Source organism: Burkholderia sp. 22PA0099 (assembly GCF_047497165.1).
Taxonomy (GTDB): Bacteria; Pseudomonadota; Gammaproteobacteria; order Burkholderiales; family Burkholderiaceae; genus Burkholderia.
The window spans coordinates 2,310,033-2,328,574 of the sequence record NZ_CP163164.1 but is presented as its reverse complement, the minus strand read 5'-3'; the positions used below and the strand labels follow the sequence as shown (position 1 = coordinate 2,328,574).

At 66.6% G+C, this 18,542-nt stretch carries 16 protein-coding genes; 8 read left to right on the top strand and 8 right to left on the bottom strand.

Annotated elements, in window-relative coordinates:
- Window positions 1-42 precede the first annotated feature (42 nt).
- Complete coding sequence (locus AB4851_RS10425) at window positions 43-1,038, bottom strand: LacI family DNA-binding transcriptional regulator (RefSeq protein WP_414447120.1); 996 nt, start codon at window positions 1,036-1,038, stop codon at window positions 43-45.
- A gap of 194 nt (window positions 1,039-1,232) precedes the next feature.
- Between AB4851_RS10425 and AB4851_RS10420 the strand changes: the two genes are divergently transcribed.
- The 3 genes from AB4851_RS10420 (at window position 1,233) to AB4851_RS10410 (ending at window position 5,098) form a co-directional block, all read left to right on the top strand.
- Window positions 1,233-2,639, top strand: coding sequence for an amidase (locus AB4851_RS10420; protein ID WP_414447119.1), 1,407 nt, complete (start codon window positions 1,233-1,235; stop codon window positions 2,637-2,639).
- Window positions 2,640-2,653: 14 nt separating this feature from the next.
- The gene (locus AB4851_RS10415) at window positions 2,654-4,066 is read left to right on the top strand and encodes a YfcC family protein (RefSeq protein WP_414449165.1); all 1,413 of its coding nucleotides are present in this window, start codon (window positions 2,654-2,656) and stop codon (window positions 4,064-4,066) included.
- A 105-nt stretch (window positions 4,067-4,171) separates the two neighbouring features.
- A complete protein-coding gene (locus AB4851_RS10410; RefSeq protein ID WP_414447118.1) occupies window positions 4,172-5,098 on the top strand; it encodes a LysR family transcriptional regulator in 927 nt (308 codons plus the stop codon).
- 48 nt (window positions 5,099-5,146) lie between these two features.
- On the opposite strand, the gene AB4851_RS10405 is transcribed toward AB4851_RS10410, so the two are convergent.
- From AB4851_RS10405 to AB4851_RS10380, 6 genes are all read right to left on the bottom strand, one after another.
- Window positions 5,147-6,127 carry a D-2-hydroxyacid dehydrogenase gene (locus tag AB4851_RS10405; RefSeq protein ID WP_414447117.1) on the bottom strand — a complete coding sequence of 327 codons (981 nt, stop codon included), beginning with the start codon at window positions 6,125-6,127 and terminating at the stop codon, window positions 5,147-5,149.
- 51 nt (window positions 6,128-6,178) lie between these two features.
- Window positions 6,179-6,955 (bottom strand): HpcH/HpaI aldolase family protein, encoded by a 777-nt coding sequence (locus AB4851_RS10400; RefSeq protein ID WP_414447116.1) that lies wholly within the window; start codon window positions 6,953-6,955, stop codon window positions 6,179-6,181.
- A gap of 74 nt (window positions 6,956-7,029) precedes the next feature.
- Window positions 7,030-8,529 (bottom strand): M81 family metallopeptidase, encoded by a 1,500-nt coding sequence (locus AB4851_RS10395; protein WP_414447115.1) that lies wholly within the window; start codon window positions 8,527-8,529, stop codon window positions 7,030-7,032.
- A 50-nt stretch (window positions 8,530-8,579) separates the two neighbouring features.
- Complete coding sequence (locus AB4851_RS10390) at window positions 8,580-9,416, bottom strand: isocitrate lyase/PEP mutase family protein (RefSeq protein ID WP_414447114.1); 837 nt, start codon at window positions 9,414-9,416, stop codon at window positions 8,580-8,582.
- Between the two features lie 76 nt (window positions 9,417-9,492).
- On the bottom strand, window positions 9,493-10,827 hold the full coding sequence (locus AB4851_RS10385) for an MFS transporter (protein ID WP_414447113.1): 1,335 nt from the start codon (window positions 10,825-10,827) through the stop codon (window positions 9,493-9,495).
- Between the two features lie 281 nt (window positions 10,828-11,108).
- The gene (locus AB4851_RS10380) at window positions 11,109-12,026 is read right to left on the bottom strand and encodes a LysR substrate-binding domain-containing protein (RefSeq protein ID WP_414439719.1); all 918 of its coding nucleotides are present in this window, start codon (window positions 12,024-12,026) and stop codon (window positions 11,109-11,111) included.
- 101 nt (window positions 12,027-12,127) lie between these two features.
- Between AB4851_RS10380 and AB4851_RS10375 the strand changes: the two genes are divergently transcribed.
- Complete coding sequence (locus tag AB4851_RS10375; RefSeq protein WP_414447112.1) at window positions 12,128-12,913, top strand: transporter substrate-binding domain-containing protein; 786 nt, start codon at window positions 12,128-12,130, stop codon at window positions 12,911-12,913.
- A 65-nt stretch (window positions 12,914-12,978) separates the two neighbouring features.
- The gene (locus tag AB4851_RS10370; RefSeq protein WP_414447111.1) at window positions 12,979-14,103 is read left to right on the top strand and encodes a succinylglutamate desuccinylase/aspartoacylase family protein; all 1,125 of its coding nucleotides are present in this window, start codon (window positions 12,979-12,981) and stop codon (window positions 14,101-14,103) included.
- Window positions 14,104-14,279: 176 nt separating this feature from the next.
- On the opposite strand, the gene AB4851_RS10365 is transcribed toward AB4851_RS10370, so the two are convergent.
- Window positions 14,280-15,035, bottom strand: coding sequence for a superoxide dismutase (locus tag AB4851_RS10365; RefSeq protein WP_414447110.1), 756 nt, complete (start codon window positions 15,033-15,035; stop codon window positions 14,280-14,282).
- A gap of 318 nt (window positions 15,036-15,353) precedes the next feature.
- On the opposite strand from AB4851_RS10365, the gene AB4851_RS10360 reads away from it, so the two are divergent.
- The 3 genes from AB4851_RS10360 (at window position 15,354) to AB4851_RS10350 (ending at window position 18,539) form a co-directional block, all read left to right on the top strand.
- Window positions 15,354-16,064: a DJ-1/PfpI family protein gene (locus AB4851_RS10360; RefSeq protein WP_414447109.1), complete on the top strand. Its 711-nt coding sequence runs from the start codon at window positions 15,354-15,356 to the stop codon at window positions 16,062-16,064.
- Between the two features lie 226 nt (window positions 16,065-16,290).
- Window positions 16,291-16,638: a DUF485 domain-containing protein gene (locus AB4851_RS10355; protein WP_414447108.1), complete on the top strand. Its 348-nt coding sequence runs from the start codon at window positions 16,291-16,293 to the stop codon at window positions 16,636-16,638.
- On the top strand, window positions 16,635-18,539 hold the full coding sequence (locus AB4851_RS10350) for a cation acetate symporter (protein ID WP_414447107.1): 1,905 nt from the start codon (window positions 16,635-16,637) through the stop codon (window positions 18,537-18,539). The genes AB4851_RS10355 and AB4851_RS10350 overlap by 4 nt, the downstream gene beginning before the upstream one ends.
- Window positions 18,540-18,542 lie beyond the last annotated feature (3 nt).

The following is an 18,542-nucleotide window of genomic DNA, read 5'->3' as shown; positions in this document are numbered from 1 at the left end:
AATCGGCAAGCCTGACGATCCGGATGGTGCCGGCCGCCCCGTTCACGGCGAACTGCTCTCGCGCACCTGCAAGGCCGGCGCAAGCAGGACGGCACGTGGCGCCGCGCCCGCCAGTTGCTCGAGCAGCAGCTCCACCGCGAGCCCGCCCATCTCGAACATCGGCAGCCGCACACTGGTGAGGGGGATCGGCAATTCGGCGGCCAGCGGCGTGTCGTTGTAACCGACGATCGCCACGTCGCGGCCGATCCGCAGGCCGCAGTCGCGCGCGACGCCCATCGCGCCGATCGCCAGGAAATCGTTGACCGCGAAGATGGCTTCGGGCGCAACCCGCCCCCGCATCAATCGGGAACCGAGCTCGCGGCCTGCGTGCGTGTCGAAATGGCCATGCAGCACCGAACCCGCGTCCAACTCGATGCCCTGCTCGCGATAGAACGCCAGAAAACCGCGCGTACGATCCGCACCGGTCGACGCATGCTTCTCCCCGGCCAGGACCGCCACGCGGCGATGGCCACGCTCGAATAGATGACGCGCGACCATCCTGCCGCCCAGTTCGTCGTCGCAACTCACGCCCGGGTAGGACGCCTGCGCCCTGCTCACCAGCACGAACGGCACGTCGCGTCGGCGCAGTTCGTCGAGCAGCGGTTGATCCTCGCCGATGTGCGCATCGCCGATCACCAGGCCGGCCACACGCCGCCGCAACGCCTCGTCGGCGCGCGCGCGCTGACGTTCGGGATCGTCGAGCGTGTTGGCGACAAACGCGAGGTAGCCGGCTGTCGCGGCCGCATCATCGATGCCTTCATAGATCGTCGCCATCACGAGATCCGACAGGCGCGGCATCAGCACCGAGATTTCGCGCGTGCGACGTGTCTTCAACGCACTGGCCTGCACGTCGGCACGGTAATCGCGCTGCGCGGCGAACGCACGAATCCGCTCGACCACCTCGGGCGATGCGGCCTTGCCGGCCTCGCGCGGATCGCCGTTGAGCACGCGCGAGACGGTCGAGACATGCAAACCCAGCGCCTCGGCGATGGATTTCAAGGTAATGGGCCTCGGTCGAACAGACATGGGAGTACGGGGTAGGAGCGACGATGCCCGCGATTCTACCGCCCCGCCAGCGCTTGACAAGGGAAATTGGCACGATTAGATTTCGCAAAACCCAAACGTTTGGGTTTATTTTTTGACACGCAACCCAAACGTTTGGGTTACTTATTCAGCATCACGGCGGATTGAACATGGAAGCACGCATGAATGGTCGAGACGACAGCGCAGCGACACCGGCGCCGGCCCTCGAATCGGCCTCATCGCTGGCGGCGGATTTGAGCCGTGGCGTCATCACCAGCACGGCATTGGTCGAACGCTGTCTCACGGCCATCGAAAGCCTCAACCCTCGCGTCAACGCCTTCGTCCACCTCGACCCCGAGGCTTCGCTGCGCGCCGCGCACGCCGCCGATCGGCACCTCGCCAGCGGCCGGCCGACCGGGCCGCTGCATGGCCTGCCGGTCGCCGTGAAGGACAACATCGACACATTCGACATGCCCGCCACCTGCGGCTCCGCGCACTTTGCAGGCAGGCAGGCCGCGCAGGATGCCGATTGCGTGGCTCGTCTGCGCCGCGCCGGAGCCATCGTGATCGGCAAGACGCTCACGCACGAATTCGCCTACGGCCCCACCGGAGATCGCTCGCTGCAGGGCGCCGCCCGCCACCCGAAGGACCCGACCCGCATGACGGGCGGATCGAGCGCGGGCAGCGCCGCGGCGGTCGCGGCCGGCATGGTGCCGCTCGCGGTCGGCACCGACACCGGCGGCTCGGTGCGAATCCCGTCGGCGCTGTGCGGCACGGTCGGCTTCAAGCCGAGCGCGGGCGCGATCTCTACCGAGGGCGTGTTTCCGCTGTCGATCAGCCTCGATCACGTCGGACCGATCGCGCGCACGGTGGGCGACGCCCTGCTGATGTTCCAGGCGATGCGCCTGCCCGGCTTTCCGGCGCGTCCCGATCGTCCGATCCCGCAGCGGATATTGCGCGTCGGCTGGATCGAGAGCGATGCATTCGGCCCGGCGGACCCCCGCGTGGGCGAGCGCGTCCGGCATTTCGCCGACCAACGCTTCGAAGCCGCCGGCGCCGTGGTCGAGGCCTATCAGGGGATCGCCGCGCTGGTGCCGCGCCTGCATGCCGGCGTGATGGCGTTGCAACGCGCCGAGGCCTATGAGGTGCACGCGGAACGCATGCGCGACGCGCCGCAGGCGTTCGATACGGAGGTTCGCGAGCGGCTCGCCGTGTCCGCCCGGGTCAGCGGCTGGGAATACGTTCGGGCGCGACGCGAGCAACAGCAGTTGCGCGAATCGGTCGACCCCGCGTTCGAACGCTTCGATGTGCTGATCATGCCGACCACGGCGATCGTCGCACCGGTGCTGGATGTGCGTTCGGTGACCTTCGACGGGCGGCAGATGGAAGTGCGCGGCGCGCTGCTGGATCGCACGAGCCCGTGGAATCTGACCGGCTTGCCGGCGCTCAGCGTCCCCGCGGGCGAAGTGGACGGGTTGCCCGTCGGCCTGCAGATCATCGGCCGGGCGGGCACCGATATCGCCCTGCTGGAGGCGATGCAAGCCGTCTTCGATACGCCGTCGCTGCAACAGAACTGATTTCGGAGCCTTCCATGACCCTCATGCATTCCAGCCCCGATAACGCTGGTCCCGCTCGCCCAGACAAGCCGGCCACGAGCCCTTACGTGCTGCTGTTCTGTGTGCTGATGGTGGCCGCGCTCGCCACCTGGGTCCTGCCGGCGGGCGAATTCGATCGGGTGGTGCGAGACGGCGTCAAGTTCGTCGTGCCGCATTCGCTGCATGCGGTGCCGCAGCACGGTATCGGCCCCGCCGGCATGTTGATGGCCATCAGCAAGAGCGTGACCGACACGGCGGCCGTGATTTTCCTCATCATGTTCACCGGCGGCACGTTCTCCGTACTCGAGAAAACCGGTGCGGTTCAAACCGCGGTGGCACGGCTCGGGGCACGCTCGGGCGGCAACAACCTGGTGGGCGTCGGGGCCATCTGCATCGTGTTTTCCGTGCTCGGCACGATGGGCGCGGTCAGCAACGCGGTGGTGGCATTCGTGCCGCTCGGCATGCTGATCGCCCGCTCGATGCGGCTGCCCGCCGAGTTTGGCGTCGGCCTGATCTATCTCGGCACCTACGCGGGATTCAACGCGGCCGTGATGAATCCGACCACCACCGGGGTTTCGCAACGCCTAGCCGAACTGCCGATATTTTCGGGGCTCGCGTTTCGCGCCGCCGTGTTCGTGCTGTTCGTGGCGGCGGCGGTGCTTTTCCTGATTCGCGTGGCCGTGCGCCAACGCGACAGCGGCGAGGCGCCTCGGCCAGGCATCGCCTCGCCCGCGGATGAGTCGGCAACGCCCGACGCACCCACCCGCCGCCAATGGCTGGTGCTGGCGTTGACCGGCGGCGGGCTAGCCGTCTTCATCTACGGCGCGGCCCGGCTCGGCTGGGGCGAGAGCGAAATGATGGCGACCTTCGTGGCGATCGCGATCGGTGCGGGCTTCGCATGCCGGCTCGCGCCGTCGGCGCTCGCCAACGCCTTCATCGCGGGCTGCGGGCAACTCGCCAGCGGCGCATTGATCGTCGGCCTCGCACGCGCGATCTCGACCGTGCTGGCCAACGGCCACATCCTCGATCCGCTCGTGAATGCGCTCGCCGACCTGCTGGCCCCGCTCCACCCGATGGCCGCCGTGATCGGCATGTTCTTCAGCTCGGCGGCCATTCACGTCGCCATTTCCTCGGGATCGGGAGAGTCGGCCGCGCTGATTCCGATCTTCGCCCCGCTCGGCGATGCCCTGCATCTGACGCGCCAGGTGACGGTGCAGACCGTCTTGCTCGGCGAGGGCATCATGAACTGCATCAACCCGACGTCGGGCGTGCTGATGGCCGTGCTCGTCACCGCCCGGATTCCGTTCGGCCGCTGGGTGAAATTCGTCGCCCCGCTCACGCTCGCCTGGCTCGTCATCTCCATCGCGTCGTTGCTGGTCGCGGTCGCCATCCATCTGGGTCCGTTCTGAACCCGGCCTGATCCCGAGTTCGCCGCCCGCGTTCCCGACATGCCTCACCGCCACGCGGGCGCTCCCGGAATTCCCGCCGCGCGGCACACGTCATGGGGAAACACCTTGAATCCTTCCGCTCGCGCCATCAACGAAAACCGCCTGCGCTATTTCTTCGAAGTCGTGTCGTGCGGATCGATCCGTGGCGCGGCCGAACGGCTCGACGTCGCGGCATCGGTCGTCACGCGGCAGATCCAGCAGCTCGAGCGCGAGCTGGGTTGCCGGCTGCTCGAGCGGCGCGGGCGCAACGTCGCGCCGACCGAGGCCGCCGCGCTGGTGCTCGATCACTGCCGCGAGCGCTGGGCGAGCGAGGACATGCTGCTCGCTCGTCTCGACGAATTGCGCGGGCTGCAGCGTGGCGAAATCAGCGTGGTGGCGGGTGAAGGCTTCATCGACGAGGTCAGCCGCAACCTCAGCTTCGCGTTCTGCCGGCGTTATCCGGATATCAACCTGAAACTGGAGCAGGTCGGCAGCTATGACGTGATACCGATGGTATTGCGGGACGAAGCGCATATCGGGATTTCGTATTGCGCGCCGGCCGGCGGCGCGATTCGCGTACTCCGGGCACGGCGGCTTCCCGTCGGGCTGGTCGCGTGGCCCGATCATCCGCTGGTCAAGGCTGGCGGCCCGATCGCGTTGAGCGACGTCCTGCCCTACCGGGTCGCCCTGATGCGGGAGCAATTCGGCGTGCGCAAACTACTGACCGCCGCCGAATATGCCGATCGGATTCAGTTCACGCCGCATTTCACGTCCAATTCATTGGCCGTTCTGAAAAACCACGTCAAGGCGCGCATGGCGGTCACCTTCATGTCGGCGCGGGCAGTCGCCCGCGAAGTGGCGGCGGGCGAACTGGCCACGGTGCGCATCGAGAACGCGGTGATGGAATCGGCGGAAATCCAGTTGATCGTGCGCGCGGGACGCGTTCCGTCCGCCGCGCTGGTACAAGTGCAGCGCTGCCTCGGCGAATTGCCGTTGTTCGCCGCCGATGCGTGAGGTTCCGCGATCGGTCACGAAGCCGATCGCGGGATCGCCCGCAAGCCGCTACGCTGCCGCGACGAGATTCGTGGGTTTGCCCTGGACGAACGACGCGATGTTGTCGATCAGTTGATCGGCGAGCGCCTGAATGGCCTCGTTGCTGGCCCACGCCACATGCGGCGTGAGGATGAAGCCCGGATGCGTGAGGATCGCCTCGAACGGGTGGCCCGCCGGCAACGGCTCTTCGGTGACGACGTCGAACCCGGCACCGGCGATCTGCCCGTTCGACAGGGCACGGACCAGGGCGACCTCGTCCACCAGCCCGCCGCGCGCGGTGTTGATGATGATGGCGTGTCGCTTCATCACCGACAGTTCGGCTGCGCCGACCAGACCACGGGTTGCCGCGTTCAGCGGGCAATGCAGCGTAATGACGTCCGATTCCGCCAGGACCTGCTCGAACGGCGTGTAAAGCCCGCCCATGCCCGAGCGGCCCTTGAACGCGGACATCAGGACTCGCATCCCGAGGGCCTTGGCGATGTGGGCGGTTTCCCGGCCCAGCGCGCCGTCGCCGATGATCCCGAGGGTCGCGTCCTTCAGGTCGCGAATCGGATGATCGAAAAAACAGAACTGCCCGGCTTCCCGCCAACGGCCGGCCTGTACCGATTCACGATAGGCGACCAGATTTCTACGCAACGCGAAAATCAGTGCGAACGTGTGTTCCGGCACCGTGGTGAGCGCGTAATTCCGAATATTGCAAACCGAGATTCGACGATCGTGGCAAGCGCCGATATCGACGTTGTCGCTGCCGGTCGCCGCGATCGCCACCAGGCGCAACCGCTGCGCGTGATCGAGGTCCCGCGCGCTCAGTTTCGCCTTGTTCGTCACGACCACGTCGGCGTCGCGAATCCGCTCGCCGACCTGCTCGGGCGCCGTGCGGTCGAACACGTGAAGTTCATGCGGAAACGGCAACGGCTTCAGATCGATGTGAGGTGGAATGGTGCCGCGATCGAGAAATACGACCTTCAGCGGATGCGAGGTAGCAGACATGTTGTTCCGGCTTGATCTGTTTTGGAAAGGGCGAATCGGTTTCCGGCCGTCTTATTGCGAGTGCGGGTGGCTGGCGAAGCGCTTGACCAGATCCCGTGCGCCCCGCGTGATGAGCGCGGTATCGCTCGTGATGCCGAACACGTCGATCGCGTCGTGCAGGCGTCGTTCGCGCTCCACCTCGTTGACGGCGAGAAAGCCGCTCGGTTTGCCGAGCCTGCGCAAGGTGGCGAGTGCCTCGTCGATCGCGGCGACGACGGCGGGATGGCCGGGTTCGCCGAGATGCCCCATCGACGCGGCCAGATCGGCCGCGCCCAGGAAGATGCCGTCCACGCCGGGGATTTCGGCGATGCGTTCGAGATTGGCCAGCCCGTCGACGCTCTCGATTTGCAGCAGCAGGCAGACGTTCTCGTCGGCGCGTCGCAGGTAGCCGGCATCGAGGCCGAAGCGCGCCGCCCGCGAATTGCCCGACACGCCGCGCCGGCCGAACGGCGGGTAGCGCGTCGCGGCGACGATCTGGATCGCCTCGTCGACGAAACGCACGTCGGGAACCAGCAAGTTCTCGACGCCGATATCGAGCAGACGCTTGAGGTAGATCGGGTCGTGTGAAGGCGGTCTGACAATCGCGCTGGTCGGAGATGCGGCCAGGATCTGAAGCTGCGCCACGATGTCCGGGGTCTCGCTGGGCGAGTGCTCGGTATCGATCAGTATCCAGTCGAACCCGCAGGCGCCCAACAGCTCCAACAGCAGGCCGCCTCCCAGGGTTGAAAACATGCCGATCTGCGCGCGCTTGCCGAGTTGTTCCTTGAAGCGGTTGTGCGTGGCTTGCATGGCGGAGCACCTCTTTGAACAAAAAAGATGAAATGGGTGCCGACGACGACGTGCCGCCGCCGTTCGGCAGTGCGTCAACGCGTTGAAAACGCCGGCCCGTTCGGACCGGTGCGCATCGACGGCGCGAGCCGTTGCCAGGGTAGATCCGTGGGGTCAGCCGCCATCGGACCGGGCGCCTTGGCCACCAGCACCGCCTGCGCGATCGGTTCGAAATCGGCCCGAAAATGCACCGAGCTTTTCACCACGACGATGCGCATGCGCTCCGGCTCGATACCCACCGCGCGAAACAGATTCCGGTCGATCATCTGCGCTTTCAGCGATGACACGCCGATCCGCACGCCGTCGATCTCCAGCCCCACGGCCGGCCCGATGCGGGTCCACAGGCCGTGCTTCATGGGGCCGCCGTAACGCAGTCGGCCGTCGGAAAGATGCGTGACCTTGAACGTCGCCTCGAGCGGCGCGTCGCCCGGGATGCCCGAGCGGCCCCCGAGCGCAAGCGTGATGGATGCACCGACCCCGGCCTGATGCGCGCGGCGCGCGGCCTCCGGGTCCCAGATCAGGCCGACGGCCGCGTCGCGCGCACCGGCTGCGAGCAGCGCCCGCACCATGCCCATGGTGTTCGAGTCGGCGCCGGCGCCGGAATTGTCCTGGGTATCGGAGATCACGACCGGCCGCGTCGCGTCATGCGCCAGACGCAATGCCTCGGCGACGGCCTCGTCGGCGCTCGACAAGCTCACCGCCCAGGCGGGCTCGTTGCCGACCACCTGGTCATACAACGCGTCCACCGCGCCAGCGAGGCTGGCGGCATCCTCGCCGTATCCCCACACCACCCCGCCACACTCCGGAAAATCCGCCGCCGGGAACCCTGGCGCAAACGACAGGCTCGCCAGGCCGCCCGCCTCCTGCCGATCGAGCAGTGCGTATGTGCTCCGCGCCGGCTCATGCTGCGTGACCATCGCGTTGATTGGAATCAGGAACGGGATGCGACGCGAGTAACGTTGCAGCGGCGCCGCGTGCCCAGACAGAAGACGGTGCAGCAGATGCGCCGCGCGCGTACCGGTCGCGGCCATGTCGACGTGCGGATAAGTACGGTAGGCGATCAGGCCGTCGGCATGATCGAGCATGGCCCGGGTGACGTTCGCATGCAGGTCGAGCGACGCGACGATGGGCACGCCCGGGCCGACCACCTCGCGCAGACGGCGCAGCAGTTCGCCCTCGGCATCGTCGATCGATTCGCACACCGCCGCGCCGTGCAGATCGAGATAGATGCCGTCGGGCTTCAGTTCACGCGCCCCCTCGACCATCTCGCCCGCGATGCGCTCGAACGCATCGTCGGTCACGTGTGCCGACGGGCACGCGCCGGCCCAGATCACGGGCTGCAGTCGATACGCGAATGCTTCGATCCCCTGAAGAAAGCCACCGATCGGCAAATTGACGTCGCGCAGCTCGAACAGCGCCTCGCCACGCCGCATCGCCGGAAAGCTTTCGCCGTCGACGAAGTTTTGATAAGTGGCCCGGGTGGACGCGAAGGTATTGGTTTCGTGCTGGAAACCAGCAATCAGAATGCGTTTCAAGCGAAGGTCTCCCAGAGTCGTGCCTCGGCCGGCGAGGCCGTGCGGATTGCCTATGTCCGATCCGAAGGACACTGCCGCTGCGCCATGGCGCGGGCGCGCGCTTCATAGCGTCCGTAGCCGAGCGTCTCGAACAGCTCGGCACGCGCAAACGGCACCGGCCCGTCGATCCGGCCCGCGGCCAGCGCCTGCAATGCCTGGCGCATGCCTTCGATCACCGGCGTGAGGGTCGCGAACGGAAACGTGGCGAGCTTCACCCCCAGTTCCCGCGCCCGCTGCAACGAAACCGGCGCGCGCGCGTTCTCGCCCGTCATCGCGCAGAACAGCGGCCGGCCCTGCGCGGCTTCGACCGCAAGCCGCACTTGCGCGTCGTCGGCTGGCGAATCGAGCATCAGGATGTCCGCTCCTTCCTCGACGAACAGGGCGATCCGCGCGAGCGCCTCGTCGATGCCCAGCGAGGGCCGGGTATCGGTGCGCGCCAGCACCAGCATGCCGGATTCGCGCGCCGCACCGACCGCCGCGCGGACGCGGATGCGGGCCTCGTCGCGCGTCACACAGGGCTTGCCTTGCGCGAGCAGCGGGCGTGGCGAGAGCTTGTCCTCGATCATCACGGCCGCGGCTCCGGCGCGGCCATAGGCCTGCACCGTGCGCTCGACGTTCATGGCATTGCCGAAGCCATGATCACCGTCGGCAATCACCAGGGCTGTCGGCACGGCGTCGCGCACCATGCGCAACGCGTCGATCATCTCGGAGAACGTCAGCAGGTCGAGATCGGGACCGCCGAGCCGCGCGGCGGCCAGGCACAGGCCGGAGAGGAACAGCGTGTGGAAGCCCGCCTCGACACTCAAGCGGGCGCTCAGGCCATCCCATACGGACGGCGCGGCGATCAAGCCGGCGGCGGCGAGTTGCGCCCGCAGCGCTTGAGGCGGCGTGGGTTCGGCGCTCACCGGCCGGGATACGACAGCATCAGACATCATTCAAAGCCTCCACACGTTGCCCAACCGGCAACCGATTGAGCAGGATCGATACGCCACCCGCGAGCAGGATCGCGGCCATCACGAACAGGCCGCTTTGCATCGAGCCGGTGGTGCTCTTGAGCCAGCCGATCAGCGAGGGGCTGAGAAAGCCCCCGAGCAAGCCGATGCTGTTGATCAACGCGATCCCGCCCGCCGCCGCGGTGCCCTTCAGATAGCCGGTGGGAATCGACCAGAATACCGCGTAGCCGAGATAGATACAGACGGCTGCCGCACTCATCACGGCCAGCGTGCCCGCCACGCTGTGCTCGACAAGCGGCGCGAGCAGCACCAGGGCCGCACCCGCCAATACCGGCAACGCACTATGCAGACGACGCTCTCGCGTACGATCCGAGTGGCGCGCAAGCCACGGCACCAGCAGCAGCACCGCGAGATAGGGCACGGCGGCATACCAACCGAGCACCGTATTGCTCACGCCGGCCGCCTTCAGCATGGTCGGCAACCAGAAACTGACGGTGTAGATGCCGCAGATCAGGCAAAAATAGCTGAATGCCATGGCGTAGGCGCGCGGATCTTTCAGCGCCGCACTGAAAGCGTGATGGCGTGTGCCCGTTTCGGTCGCGCGAATATGCTCGGCAAGCACGGCCCGGTCGCCATCGGTGAGCCAGTTGGCGTGTTTCGGGGTGTCGTCGAGATAGGCCAGCGTCAACACGCCGAGCAGCACGCTGGGCACGCCTTCGCAGAGGAACAGCCACTGCCAGCCGGCCAGCCCGTGCGCACCGTTGAACGTATTCATCACCATCGAGGCCAGCGGGCCGCCGATCAGGCCGGCCAAGGGGCCGCCCATCAGCACGATCGCCATGACCCGCGCGCGGCGGGCGTCCGAATACCAGAACGTCAGGTACAGGATCATGCCGGGTGCGAACCCGGCTTCGAATACGCCGAGCAGAAAACGCAGGAAATAGAAGCTCCTCGCATCGTGCACGAACAACATGCACGACGAGGTAATGCCCCACAGGATCATGATCCGGCTGATCGTCTTGCGTGCGCCGACCCTGCCCAGCATCAGATTGCTTGGCACTTCGAACAACATGTAGCCGAGAAAGAACACCCCCGCGCCAAGCCCGTAGACGGCGTCGCTCATGCCCAGCGCCGGCTGCATCTGCAGCTTCGCGAAGCTGATGTTGATACGGTCGAGGGAGGCCATTACGTAGCACAGCAGCAGAAATGGCAGGAGCCTCCAGTTCACGCGCCGGTATAGTGCGTCGAGCGTGGAGCCGGGCTCGGCGAACACGGTGTCGCCGAGTGCGACGCGAGGCGATTTCATGGCGCTCTCCCTGAGTCTCGATGATTGTTTTCGAACACGATGGCGGCGGCGCGTTTTCCAACGAAACGCGGCCAGACGATCGAGTCATTGTGCAGGGAGGGATCGGCGGAAACAATATGACTCGCCACGCGTTTTCGTTGCCCGACGGGCAACGATGGATCGCGCCGTGCGGCGGTCCTGACGCGCATCTCGACGATTCGCCGGACCGGGAGGACGTGTCGCCCGATCGTCGAATCGACGCGTCCGGCTTCCGTGAAATGGCGGCCCGCTTCAGGCGCGCTTCAGGCCCGCGTCATCCGCGCATAGGACGCGATCATCGTCGCCAGCTCCTGCGCGGCGGGGGTCAGCGGAACACTGGCCCGCTGCAGCAGGCTGACGGTCGATGCGGCGGCCCGCTCGGCAATATCGATCGACGCAAGCTCACCGCCGAACAGCCGATGCCGCGTGACGATCGACGGCTCCAGCGACAGCCAGTCGGTTTCGACGATCAGATGCAGCGTGTCGAACAGCGCCTCGGTGGTGGCCACGATGCGCGGCGGCGCCAAACCCTGCGCGGCGAACATGTCGGTCAGCCGATTGACGGGCGGCGCCGTGGTCGCCCCTGGCTGACGCGTCGCGATCCAGTCGCACCGCGCCAGCTCGGCGAGCGTGCGGGCATGCCGGAGCGGATGCTCGCGCCGGCACACCACCACCGGGTCGGCCGGAAACAGCGCGGTGACCGCCAGGTCCGACGCGTCCGTCCTGGCGCCGACCAGCGCCACCGCGAAATCGAGCGTGCCGTCGCGCAACCACGAGATCATCTTGCGCGAGGTGCCATTGACCAGATGAATCGACACGCGCGGAAAGCGCTCGCAGTATTGCGTGAGCACCGGCGCGAGGGTCTGGATCATCGGCTCGGTGGTCATGCCGAACGTCACGCTGCCGGTGAATTCGCCCCGCAATTGCCGCATCTCGTCCTCGGTGCGCTCGCATTCGCCGAGGATCGCGCCGGCCCGCGCGAGCAGGCGCTCGCCGAATACGGTCAGGCCGATGCCGCGGTTGGTGCGCGTCAGCAGCGGCGCGCCGAGCTCGAGCTCCAGATTCTGCAATTGCTGGGTAATGCTGCTCTGGGCCAGATGCAGCGCGCGCGCCGCGCCGCGCAGGCTGCCCTGCTCGGCCACCGCCGAGAAGATGCGCAATTGCGCGAGCGTCATGGGCATGGTTCAGTGATCGGAAAAAACGATCATGATAGCGACATCCGCACTTTTCCCGGCATTTTGCACGCCATAGGATCGGGGCCTGTTCCAAGGAGAGCCCCACCATGAACCCGTTTCTTCGCGCCGCCCTGGGCGGCCTGTTCGCAATCAGCCTGCTCGGCGCGGCGGGCGTGGCGCAGGCGGCCGACCCGGGCGTGCTGCGCTTCGGCATCGATCCGACCTATCCGCCGATGGATTCGAAGGCGCCGGACGGCAGCGTGCAGGGCTTCGACGTGGATCTCGGCAACGAAATCTGCCGGCGCCTGAATGCGCGCTGCAAGTGGGTGGAGCTGGAATTCTCGGGGATGATCCCCGCGCTGGCCGCGCGCAAGATCGACGCGATCCTGTCTGCGATGGCGATCACCGACAAGCGCGCCCGGCAAATCGCGTTTTCGTCGAAGCTCTATCAGTTCAAGTCACGCCTCGTGGCGCGCAGCGGCTCGGCGCTCGGCACCGATACGGCCTCGCTGGCCGGCAAGCGGATCGGCGTGCAGTCGGGCACGCAGTTCGAAAGCTATGCGCTGGCCAACTGGGCGCCGCATGGCGTGAACGTCGTGCAATACAAGAGCCAGGACGACGTGTTCGCGGATCTCGTGGCCGGACGGATCGACGGCGCACTGCTGGGCATGGTCGAGGCCGATCAGGGCTTCCTGCGCACGCCGCAAGGCAAGGGCTTCCAGCTGGTCGGCCAGCCGCTGTCGATGGGCGACCACGGCGTGGGCATCGGCCTGCGCAAGGACGATGCGCCGCTCAAGGCGTCGATCGATGCCGCCATCGCGTCGATGCTGGCCGACGGCACCTACGCGCGCATCGCCCATCGCTATTTCTCGTTCGATCCGCGCGGCGACTGAGCACGCTGCATCACGTCACGTCACGCCATCGCCATCCCATTCGCTTATTTCGCATTCCTCACGCCATGTACACGCAATCGACCCCGTTGATCTCGCCCGCGATCGGCACGCGCCGCGAACTCGAGAGCCTGCATTTCGGCCCGCTCGAAGCCGCCGACGCCGGGCAGAAGATCTATATCCAGGCCGCGCTGCACGCCGACGAAACACCGGCGATGCTGGTGGCCGTGATGCTCCGGCGCCGCCTGATGGAACTGGATGCCGCCGGCGAAATCGCGGCGCAGATCGTGCTGGTGCCGGTGGCCAACCCGGTCGGCCTGGCCCAGCACGTGCTCGGCCAGTTCATCGGCCGTTTCGATCTGGCCAGCGGGCGCAACTTCAATCGCAGCTTCCCGGCGCTGGTCGACGACGCCTCGTCGCTCGACGGCAAGCTCGGGCCCGATGCGCAGGCCAATATCGCCGCCGTGCGGAAACTGATGCGCGAGACGCTGGCGCGGCAGACGCCGCGTACCGAGTTCGAATCGCTTCAGCATGCGTTGCTCGAACTGTCGCTCGACGCCGACGTGGTGATCGATCTTCATTGTTCACTCGAAGCCACCCTGCATCTCTATACGAGCGACGAGGCGTGGCCGCAGTTCGAGCCGCTGGCCCGCTACCTCGGCGCGCAGGCCTCGCTGATCGCGACGGATTCGGGCGGCCAGGCCTTCGACGAGGCGCACAGCCTGCCGTGGTGGACGCTGCGTCAGGAACTCGGCAGCGCCACGCCGCTGCCGCCCGGCACCGTCGCCACCACCATCGAATGTCGCGGCCAGCGCGACGTGAGCTACGAGACGGCCGCGGCCGACGCCGAAGCCATCATCGATTTCCTGCGTGCGCGCGGCGCGCTGCGCGGCGAGGCGAAGCCGCTGCCGCCGCTCGTGCAGGCGCCGACGCCGCTGGCCGGCAGCGAGCAGTTCTACGCACCGGTCAGCGGCATCCTGGTGCATCGCGCGGCCACCGGCGACCGGATTCGGGTGGGCGATCCGCTGTTCGACATCGTCGATCCGCTGAACGACGCAACGCACACCGTGCACAGCGGCACCGAAGGCGTTTTCTACATGCGCCGCGCGATCCGTTTCGTCACGGCCGGCGCGCCGCTCGGCCGCGTGACGGGCACCCGCCCGATCCGAACCGGGGTGCTGCTCGGCGCGTGACGATGACGCGGGACGCCGGGTGCGCCGGCATACGCCGGTGAGCTTGGCGGCGGCCTGCGGGCCGCCTGCACGATCGGCAACGGCATGCCGACGACGATCGCGCCGCCGTGCTCGTCGAAGCGAAGCTCGCGAACCTGCAACGGGTCTCGAAACCCCGCCGCGGTTACCGCCCTTCCTCAGATCCGCGCATAGTTCGCCGACGCGAAATTCCAGTTCAGATGCTGCCCGATCGTTGCCGCGAGATAGTCGGGGCGACGATTCTGGTAGTCGAGGTAGTAGGCGTGCTCCCACACGTCGATGGTGAGCAGCGGCAGTTGACCGCCACGGGTGTACGGCGTTTCGCCGTTGCTGGTCTTGACGATTTCCAGCTCGCCACGATCCGCCACGAGCCACCCCCAGCCACTGCCGAACTGCGATGCCGCCACCGTCATCAATTGCTTCGACATCGCCTCCACCGAGCCGAACTTGCTGACGATCGCAGCCTTGAGCTTGTCGTCCGGCTCGGTTTTCGTGGGGCTCAGCGATTTCCAGTAGAAGTTGTGATTCCACGCCTGCGCGGCGTTGTTGAATACGTCTTCGAGATCGCTGCGGCCGTGCGATTCGAGCACGATCTGCTCGAGCGACAGGCTGGCCAGCGGCGTGCCGTCGACGAGCTTGTGCAGGTTCTCGTAGTAGGCGCGATGATGCTTGCCGTAGTGAATGCTCAGGGTCTTCGCCGAGATCACCGGTTCGAGCGCGTTCTGGGCGAACGGCAGCTCGGGCAAGGCCAGCGGCGATGCGCCGAGATAGGCGAGGATCGAGGCATCGTCCAGTTTGGTCGCGCTCGCGCGTGGTGCGGTTGCCGCGACACCGAGACGGGACACGAAGAAGCCCGCGGCACCGATCGAACCCGTGGCGAGCAGTTGGCGGCGGGACAGTGTGGTTTGTGACATTGTTGACTCCGTAGTGTGGGGTAACGAGAGCGACGCGTGCACTCTCCCACCGAAAACGGCTGACCTCAACGTCTTATTCCATGCCGATCAAGATAAAAAACCGTTGATCCCGACCTGCCGCGAAGGGGGTGGCCCGGATCGGCGCAGCCCGTTTCATGACACCGGCTACCGGACCTTCCGTTCAGCACGACGCTTACGACCCATCCGAGCGGGCGCCCGCACCTCGATTCGAACCCGCCACGTCTTGACACCCCCGCAAGTTCAGCTATATTTGTACCTTCGTATTACAATTTTTGTACCAATACAAAGGACAAACATATGACGATCCCATCGGATATTCACCTCAAGATCGGCGGCATCATCTTTCCCGACATGGACCAATGCGATTTCACCGGCCCGTTCGAGGCGCTCGCCCGCGTACCCAATTCCAGCTTCTTCACCCTCTGGAAGGACAAGAACCCGGTACGCGACCTCGCCGGCATGCGGCTCCTGGCGGACACCACGTTCGACGAGGCGCCCCAGCTCGACGTGCTGCTGGTGCCCGGCGGATACGGCCAGGAAGCGCTGATGAACGACGAGACCCTGCTCGGCTTCATCCGCAAGCAGGCCGAAGGCGCCCGCTACGTCTACTCGGTGTGCACCGGCGCGCTGCTTTGCGGCGCGGCCGGCCTGCTGCAAGGACGCCGCGCCACCACCCACTGGACCGCGATGGACGTGCTGCCGCTGTTCGGCGCGACGCCCAGCGACGAGCGCGTCGTCATCGACGGCAAGTTCATCAGCGCCGGCGGCGTCACGTCCGGCATCGACGGCTCGCTGATCGTGGCGTCGCTGCTGCGCGGGGAAACGGTCGCCCAGGAACTGCAGTTGTACATGGCCTACGATCCGAAGCCGCCGTTTCAGGCAGGATCGCCCGCCACGGCGCCCGCCTCCGTGCTCGCCACGGTGACCGAACGCGCCCGGGCCATTACCGAAAAGCGCCTGGCGACCGGCCTGGCCTACCAGGCAGCCCATGCGGGCGTAGGCGCCTGATCTCCTCGCGTGCGAGCGCGCCCTGCGCTCGCACCGCCCCCCGCCTCGAAGGCCGATATCCGATTCAGCGATATCGCCCCCCCTTTGGAAGCGCCGTTCTCCACGCAGGTTTACCCCAATTTTTTTCCGATTGACCGATCGTTTCGACATGCTTACATTGACTAGGACATATATTTTTACGTACCAGTACAAATTGCATTCGATCCCTGTCGATCTGGAGAAATGAATGGCTGCGCGCATGAAATTTTCAAACCCCATCGCCCCGACGTCGCCGTCGAAGCGCCTGCCCGGTACGTTCGACGCTTGTGTCGCGTCGAAGCACCGCTTGCTGGTCTGCCTTACCGCCGCTTTTTTTGCCTGGTACTTCGCATTGCTGATCGGTGACGGCTGGTTTCGCTCGCTGTTCGCCATCCGCATCGCCGGCACGCTGAACGTCGGCATGCTGTTTACGTTGTCGCAGTACCTTTTCGGCGCGGGCCTCGCCATCGTCTACGCCCGTCGCATGCGCACCATCGACATGCAATTCGCAGCGATGGCGGCAGCGGCAGCCGACGCGCACGGAGCACAACGATGAAACGCCATGCACGCTCGAACCTGTTGCCGTGGATGGCCACGTGCACCGCTGCCCTGCTGTTCCCCGCCCTCGCACATGCGGCCGACGTGGTGCCGCGCACCTACCGGCCACACGCCTTTGCCATTTTCGCCGCCGTCATCGCGCTCACGCTGATCATCACCGGGTTCAGCGCGAGACGGCGCAAGAGCGCCACCGAGTTCTACACCGCCGGCGGCGGCATCTCGGGCTTGAAGAACGGCCTGGCGATCGCCGGCGACTATCTGTCCGCCGCCGCGTTTCTCGGCGTGTCCGGCCTGATCGCGCTGTACGGGTACGATGGCATGCTCTATCTGGTCGGCTTCTTCGCCGCGCTGATTCCGGTGCTGCTGCTGGTCGCGGAGCCGTGCCGCAACCTCGGGCGCTACACGTTCGGCGACATCCTGGCCTACCGCCACAGCTTCAGGACGTCCAAGGTGCTGGCCGCGTTCTCCAGCGTCATCGTCGCGATCTTCTACATGATTCCGCAGATCGTCGGCGGCGCCGTGCTGCTCTACGCCTTGCTCGGCGTGCCGTACGAAGTCTCCGTGCTGGCCGTCGGCGGCCTGATGCTGCTGTATGTGACGGTGGGCGGCATGCGCGCCACGACCTGGGTGCAGATCATCAAGGCGGGGCTGCTGCTCGGGATGTGCGGCCTGCTGGCGATGCTGGCCATCGCGCCGTTCGGCTTCAACGTATCGGCGCTGCTCGACGGCCTGTCGCATCAGGCCGCCTTGCACGACTGGCTGCTCGCGTCGCACCGCATGACGGCCGGCGACGGCACGCTGCTTGCCCGCACGTTTTTCGAACCCGGTCTTTACCTCAAGGACCCCGTCGAGCTGCTGTCGCTGGGCCTCGCGCTGACGCTCGGCACGGCCGCCATGCCGCACATCCTGATGCGCATGTTCTCGGTGAAGAACGCGCAAACCGCCCGCAAATCGGTGCTCTGGGCGATGTTGTGGATCGGCGGCTGCCATATGCTGATCATCGTGATCGGATTTGCAGCGGCCTATTACGTCGGCGCGGCCAACATCTCCGCGGCCGACAAGGGCGGCAACCTCGCCGCGTTGTTGCTCGCTCAACACCTCGGCGGCGGCGCCTCGACGGCCGGCGGGAACCTGTTGCTCGGCGTCATGGCCGCGATCGCGTTCGTGACCATCGTCGCGGTGGTGGCCGGGCTGACGCTGGCGGCGGCCTCGTCGCTGGCGCACGACGTGTATGTCGGCGCGCTGAAGGGCGGCCATGCCTCGGACCGCGAACAGGTGATGGCCGGCAAGGTGGCGTCGGTGCTGGTGGCGTTCATCGCCACGGGCGCGGGTTTGTTCGCCAAAGGCCAGAACGTCGCGCATCTCGTCGGGCTCGCCTTTGCCGTGGCGGCGTCCGCCAACCTGCCGGCGCTGCTCGCCACGCTCTACTGGAAGCGCTGCAATACCACCGGCGTGGTCGCCAGCGTGGTCGGCGGCGCGATCGTCACGATCTCGCTCGTGCTGGTGTCGCCCAACATGCAATATCCGCTCGCCGTTCGCACCGAGGCGAGCCGCGCACTCGCCGCCTCCAGCGCGAAGCTCGCGGCCCTCGAAGCCGAAGGCGCGGCCCGCTACCGCGGCATGGGGGAATTCAATGCGGCACGCGATGCCGCGCGCGCGAGCCGCGACGCGGCGCAAGCCACGCTCGATACGATCGGCTCGCGCACCACCAGCCTGGTCGGTTTGCGGGAACCGCTCGTATCGCTGCGCAACCCGGGGATCGTGTCGGTGCCGCTCGGCTTTCTATTCGTGGTGATCGGTTCGTTGCTCGGACGCCGGCGCGGGTCCGACGCCGGATGGAGATCGCTGGTGTTCCGACGGGACAGCGGAACCGATGTCGCCCATGCGATCGATCATTGACGC

Bases quoted from the DNA above. Each gene is read 5' to 3' on its own strand.
- AB4851_RS10420 (WP_414447119.1), top strand. From the start codon at position 1,233: ATGGAAGCACGCATGAATGGTCGAGACGACAGCGCAGCGACACCGGCG.
- AB4851_RS10415 (WP_414449165.1), top strand. From the start codon at position 2,654: ATGACCCTCATGCATTCCAGCCCCGATAACGCTGGTCCCGCTCGCCCA.
- AB4851_RS10405 (WP_414447117.1), bottom strand. From the start codon at position 6,127: ATGTCTGCTACCTCGCATCCGCTGAAGGTCGTATTTCTCGATCGCGGC.
- AB4851_RS10400 (WP_414447116.1), bottom strand. From the start codon at position 6,955: ATGCAAGCCACGCACAACCGCTTCAAGGAACAACTCGGCAAGCGCGCG.
- AB4851_RS10385 (WP_414447113.1), bottom strand. From the start codon at position 10,827: ATGAAATCGCCTCGCGTCGCACTCGGCGACACCGTGTTCGCCGAGCCC.
- AB4851_RS10380 (WP_414439719.1), bottom strand. From the start codon at position 12,026: ATGCCCATGACGCTCGCGCAATTGCGCATCTTCTCGGCGGTGGCCGAG.
- AB4851_RS10375 (WP_414447112.1), top strand. From the start codon at position 12,128: ATGAACCCGTTTCTTCGCGCCGCCCTGGGCGGCCTGTTCGCAATCAGC.
- AB4851_RS10370 (WP_414447111.1), top strand. From the start codon at position 12,979: ATGTACACGCAATCGACCCCGTTGATCTCGCCCGCGATCGGCACGCGC.
- AB4851_RS10365 (WP_414447110.1), bottom strand. From the start codon at position 15,035: ATGTCACAAACCACACTGTCCCGCCGCCAACTGCTCGCCACGGGTTCG.
- AB4851_RS10360 (WP_414447109.1), top strand. From the start codon at position 15,354: ATGACGATCCCATCGGATATTCACCTCAAGATCGGCGGCATCATCTTT.
- AB4851_RS10355 (WP_414447108.1), top strand. From the start codon at position 16,291: ATGGCTGCGCGCATGAAATTTTCAAACCCCATCGCCCCGACGTCGCCG.
- AB4851_RS10350 (WP_414447107.1), top strand. From the start codon at position 16,635: ATGAAACGCCATGCACGCTCGAACCTGTTGCCGTGGATGGCCACGTGC.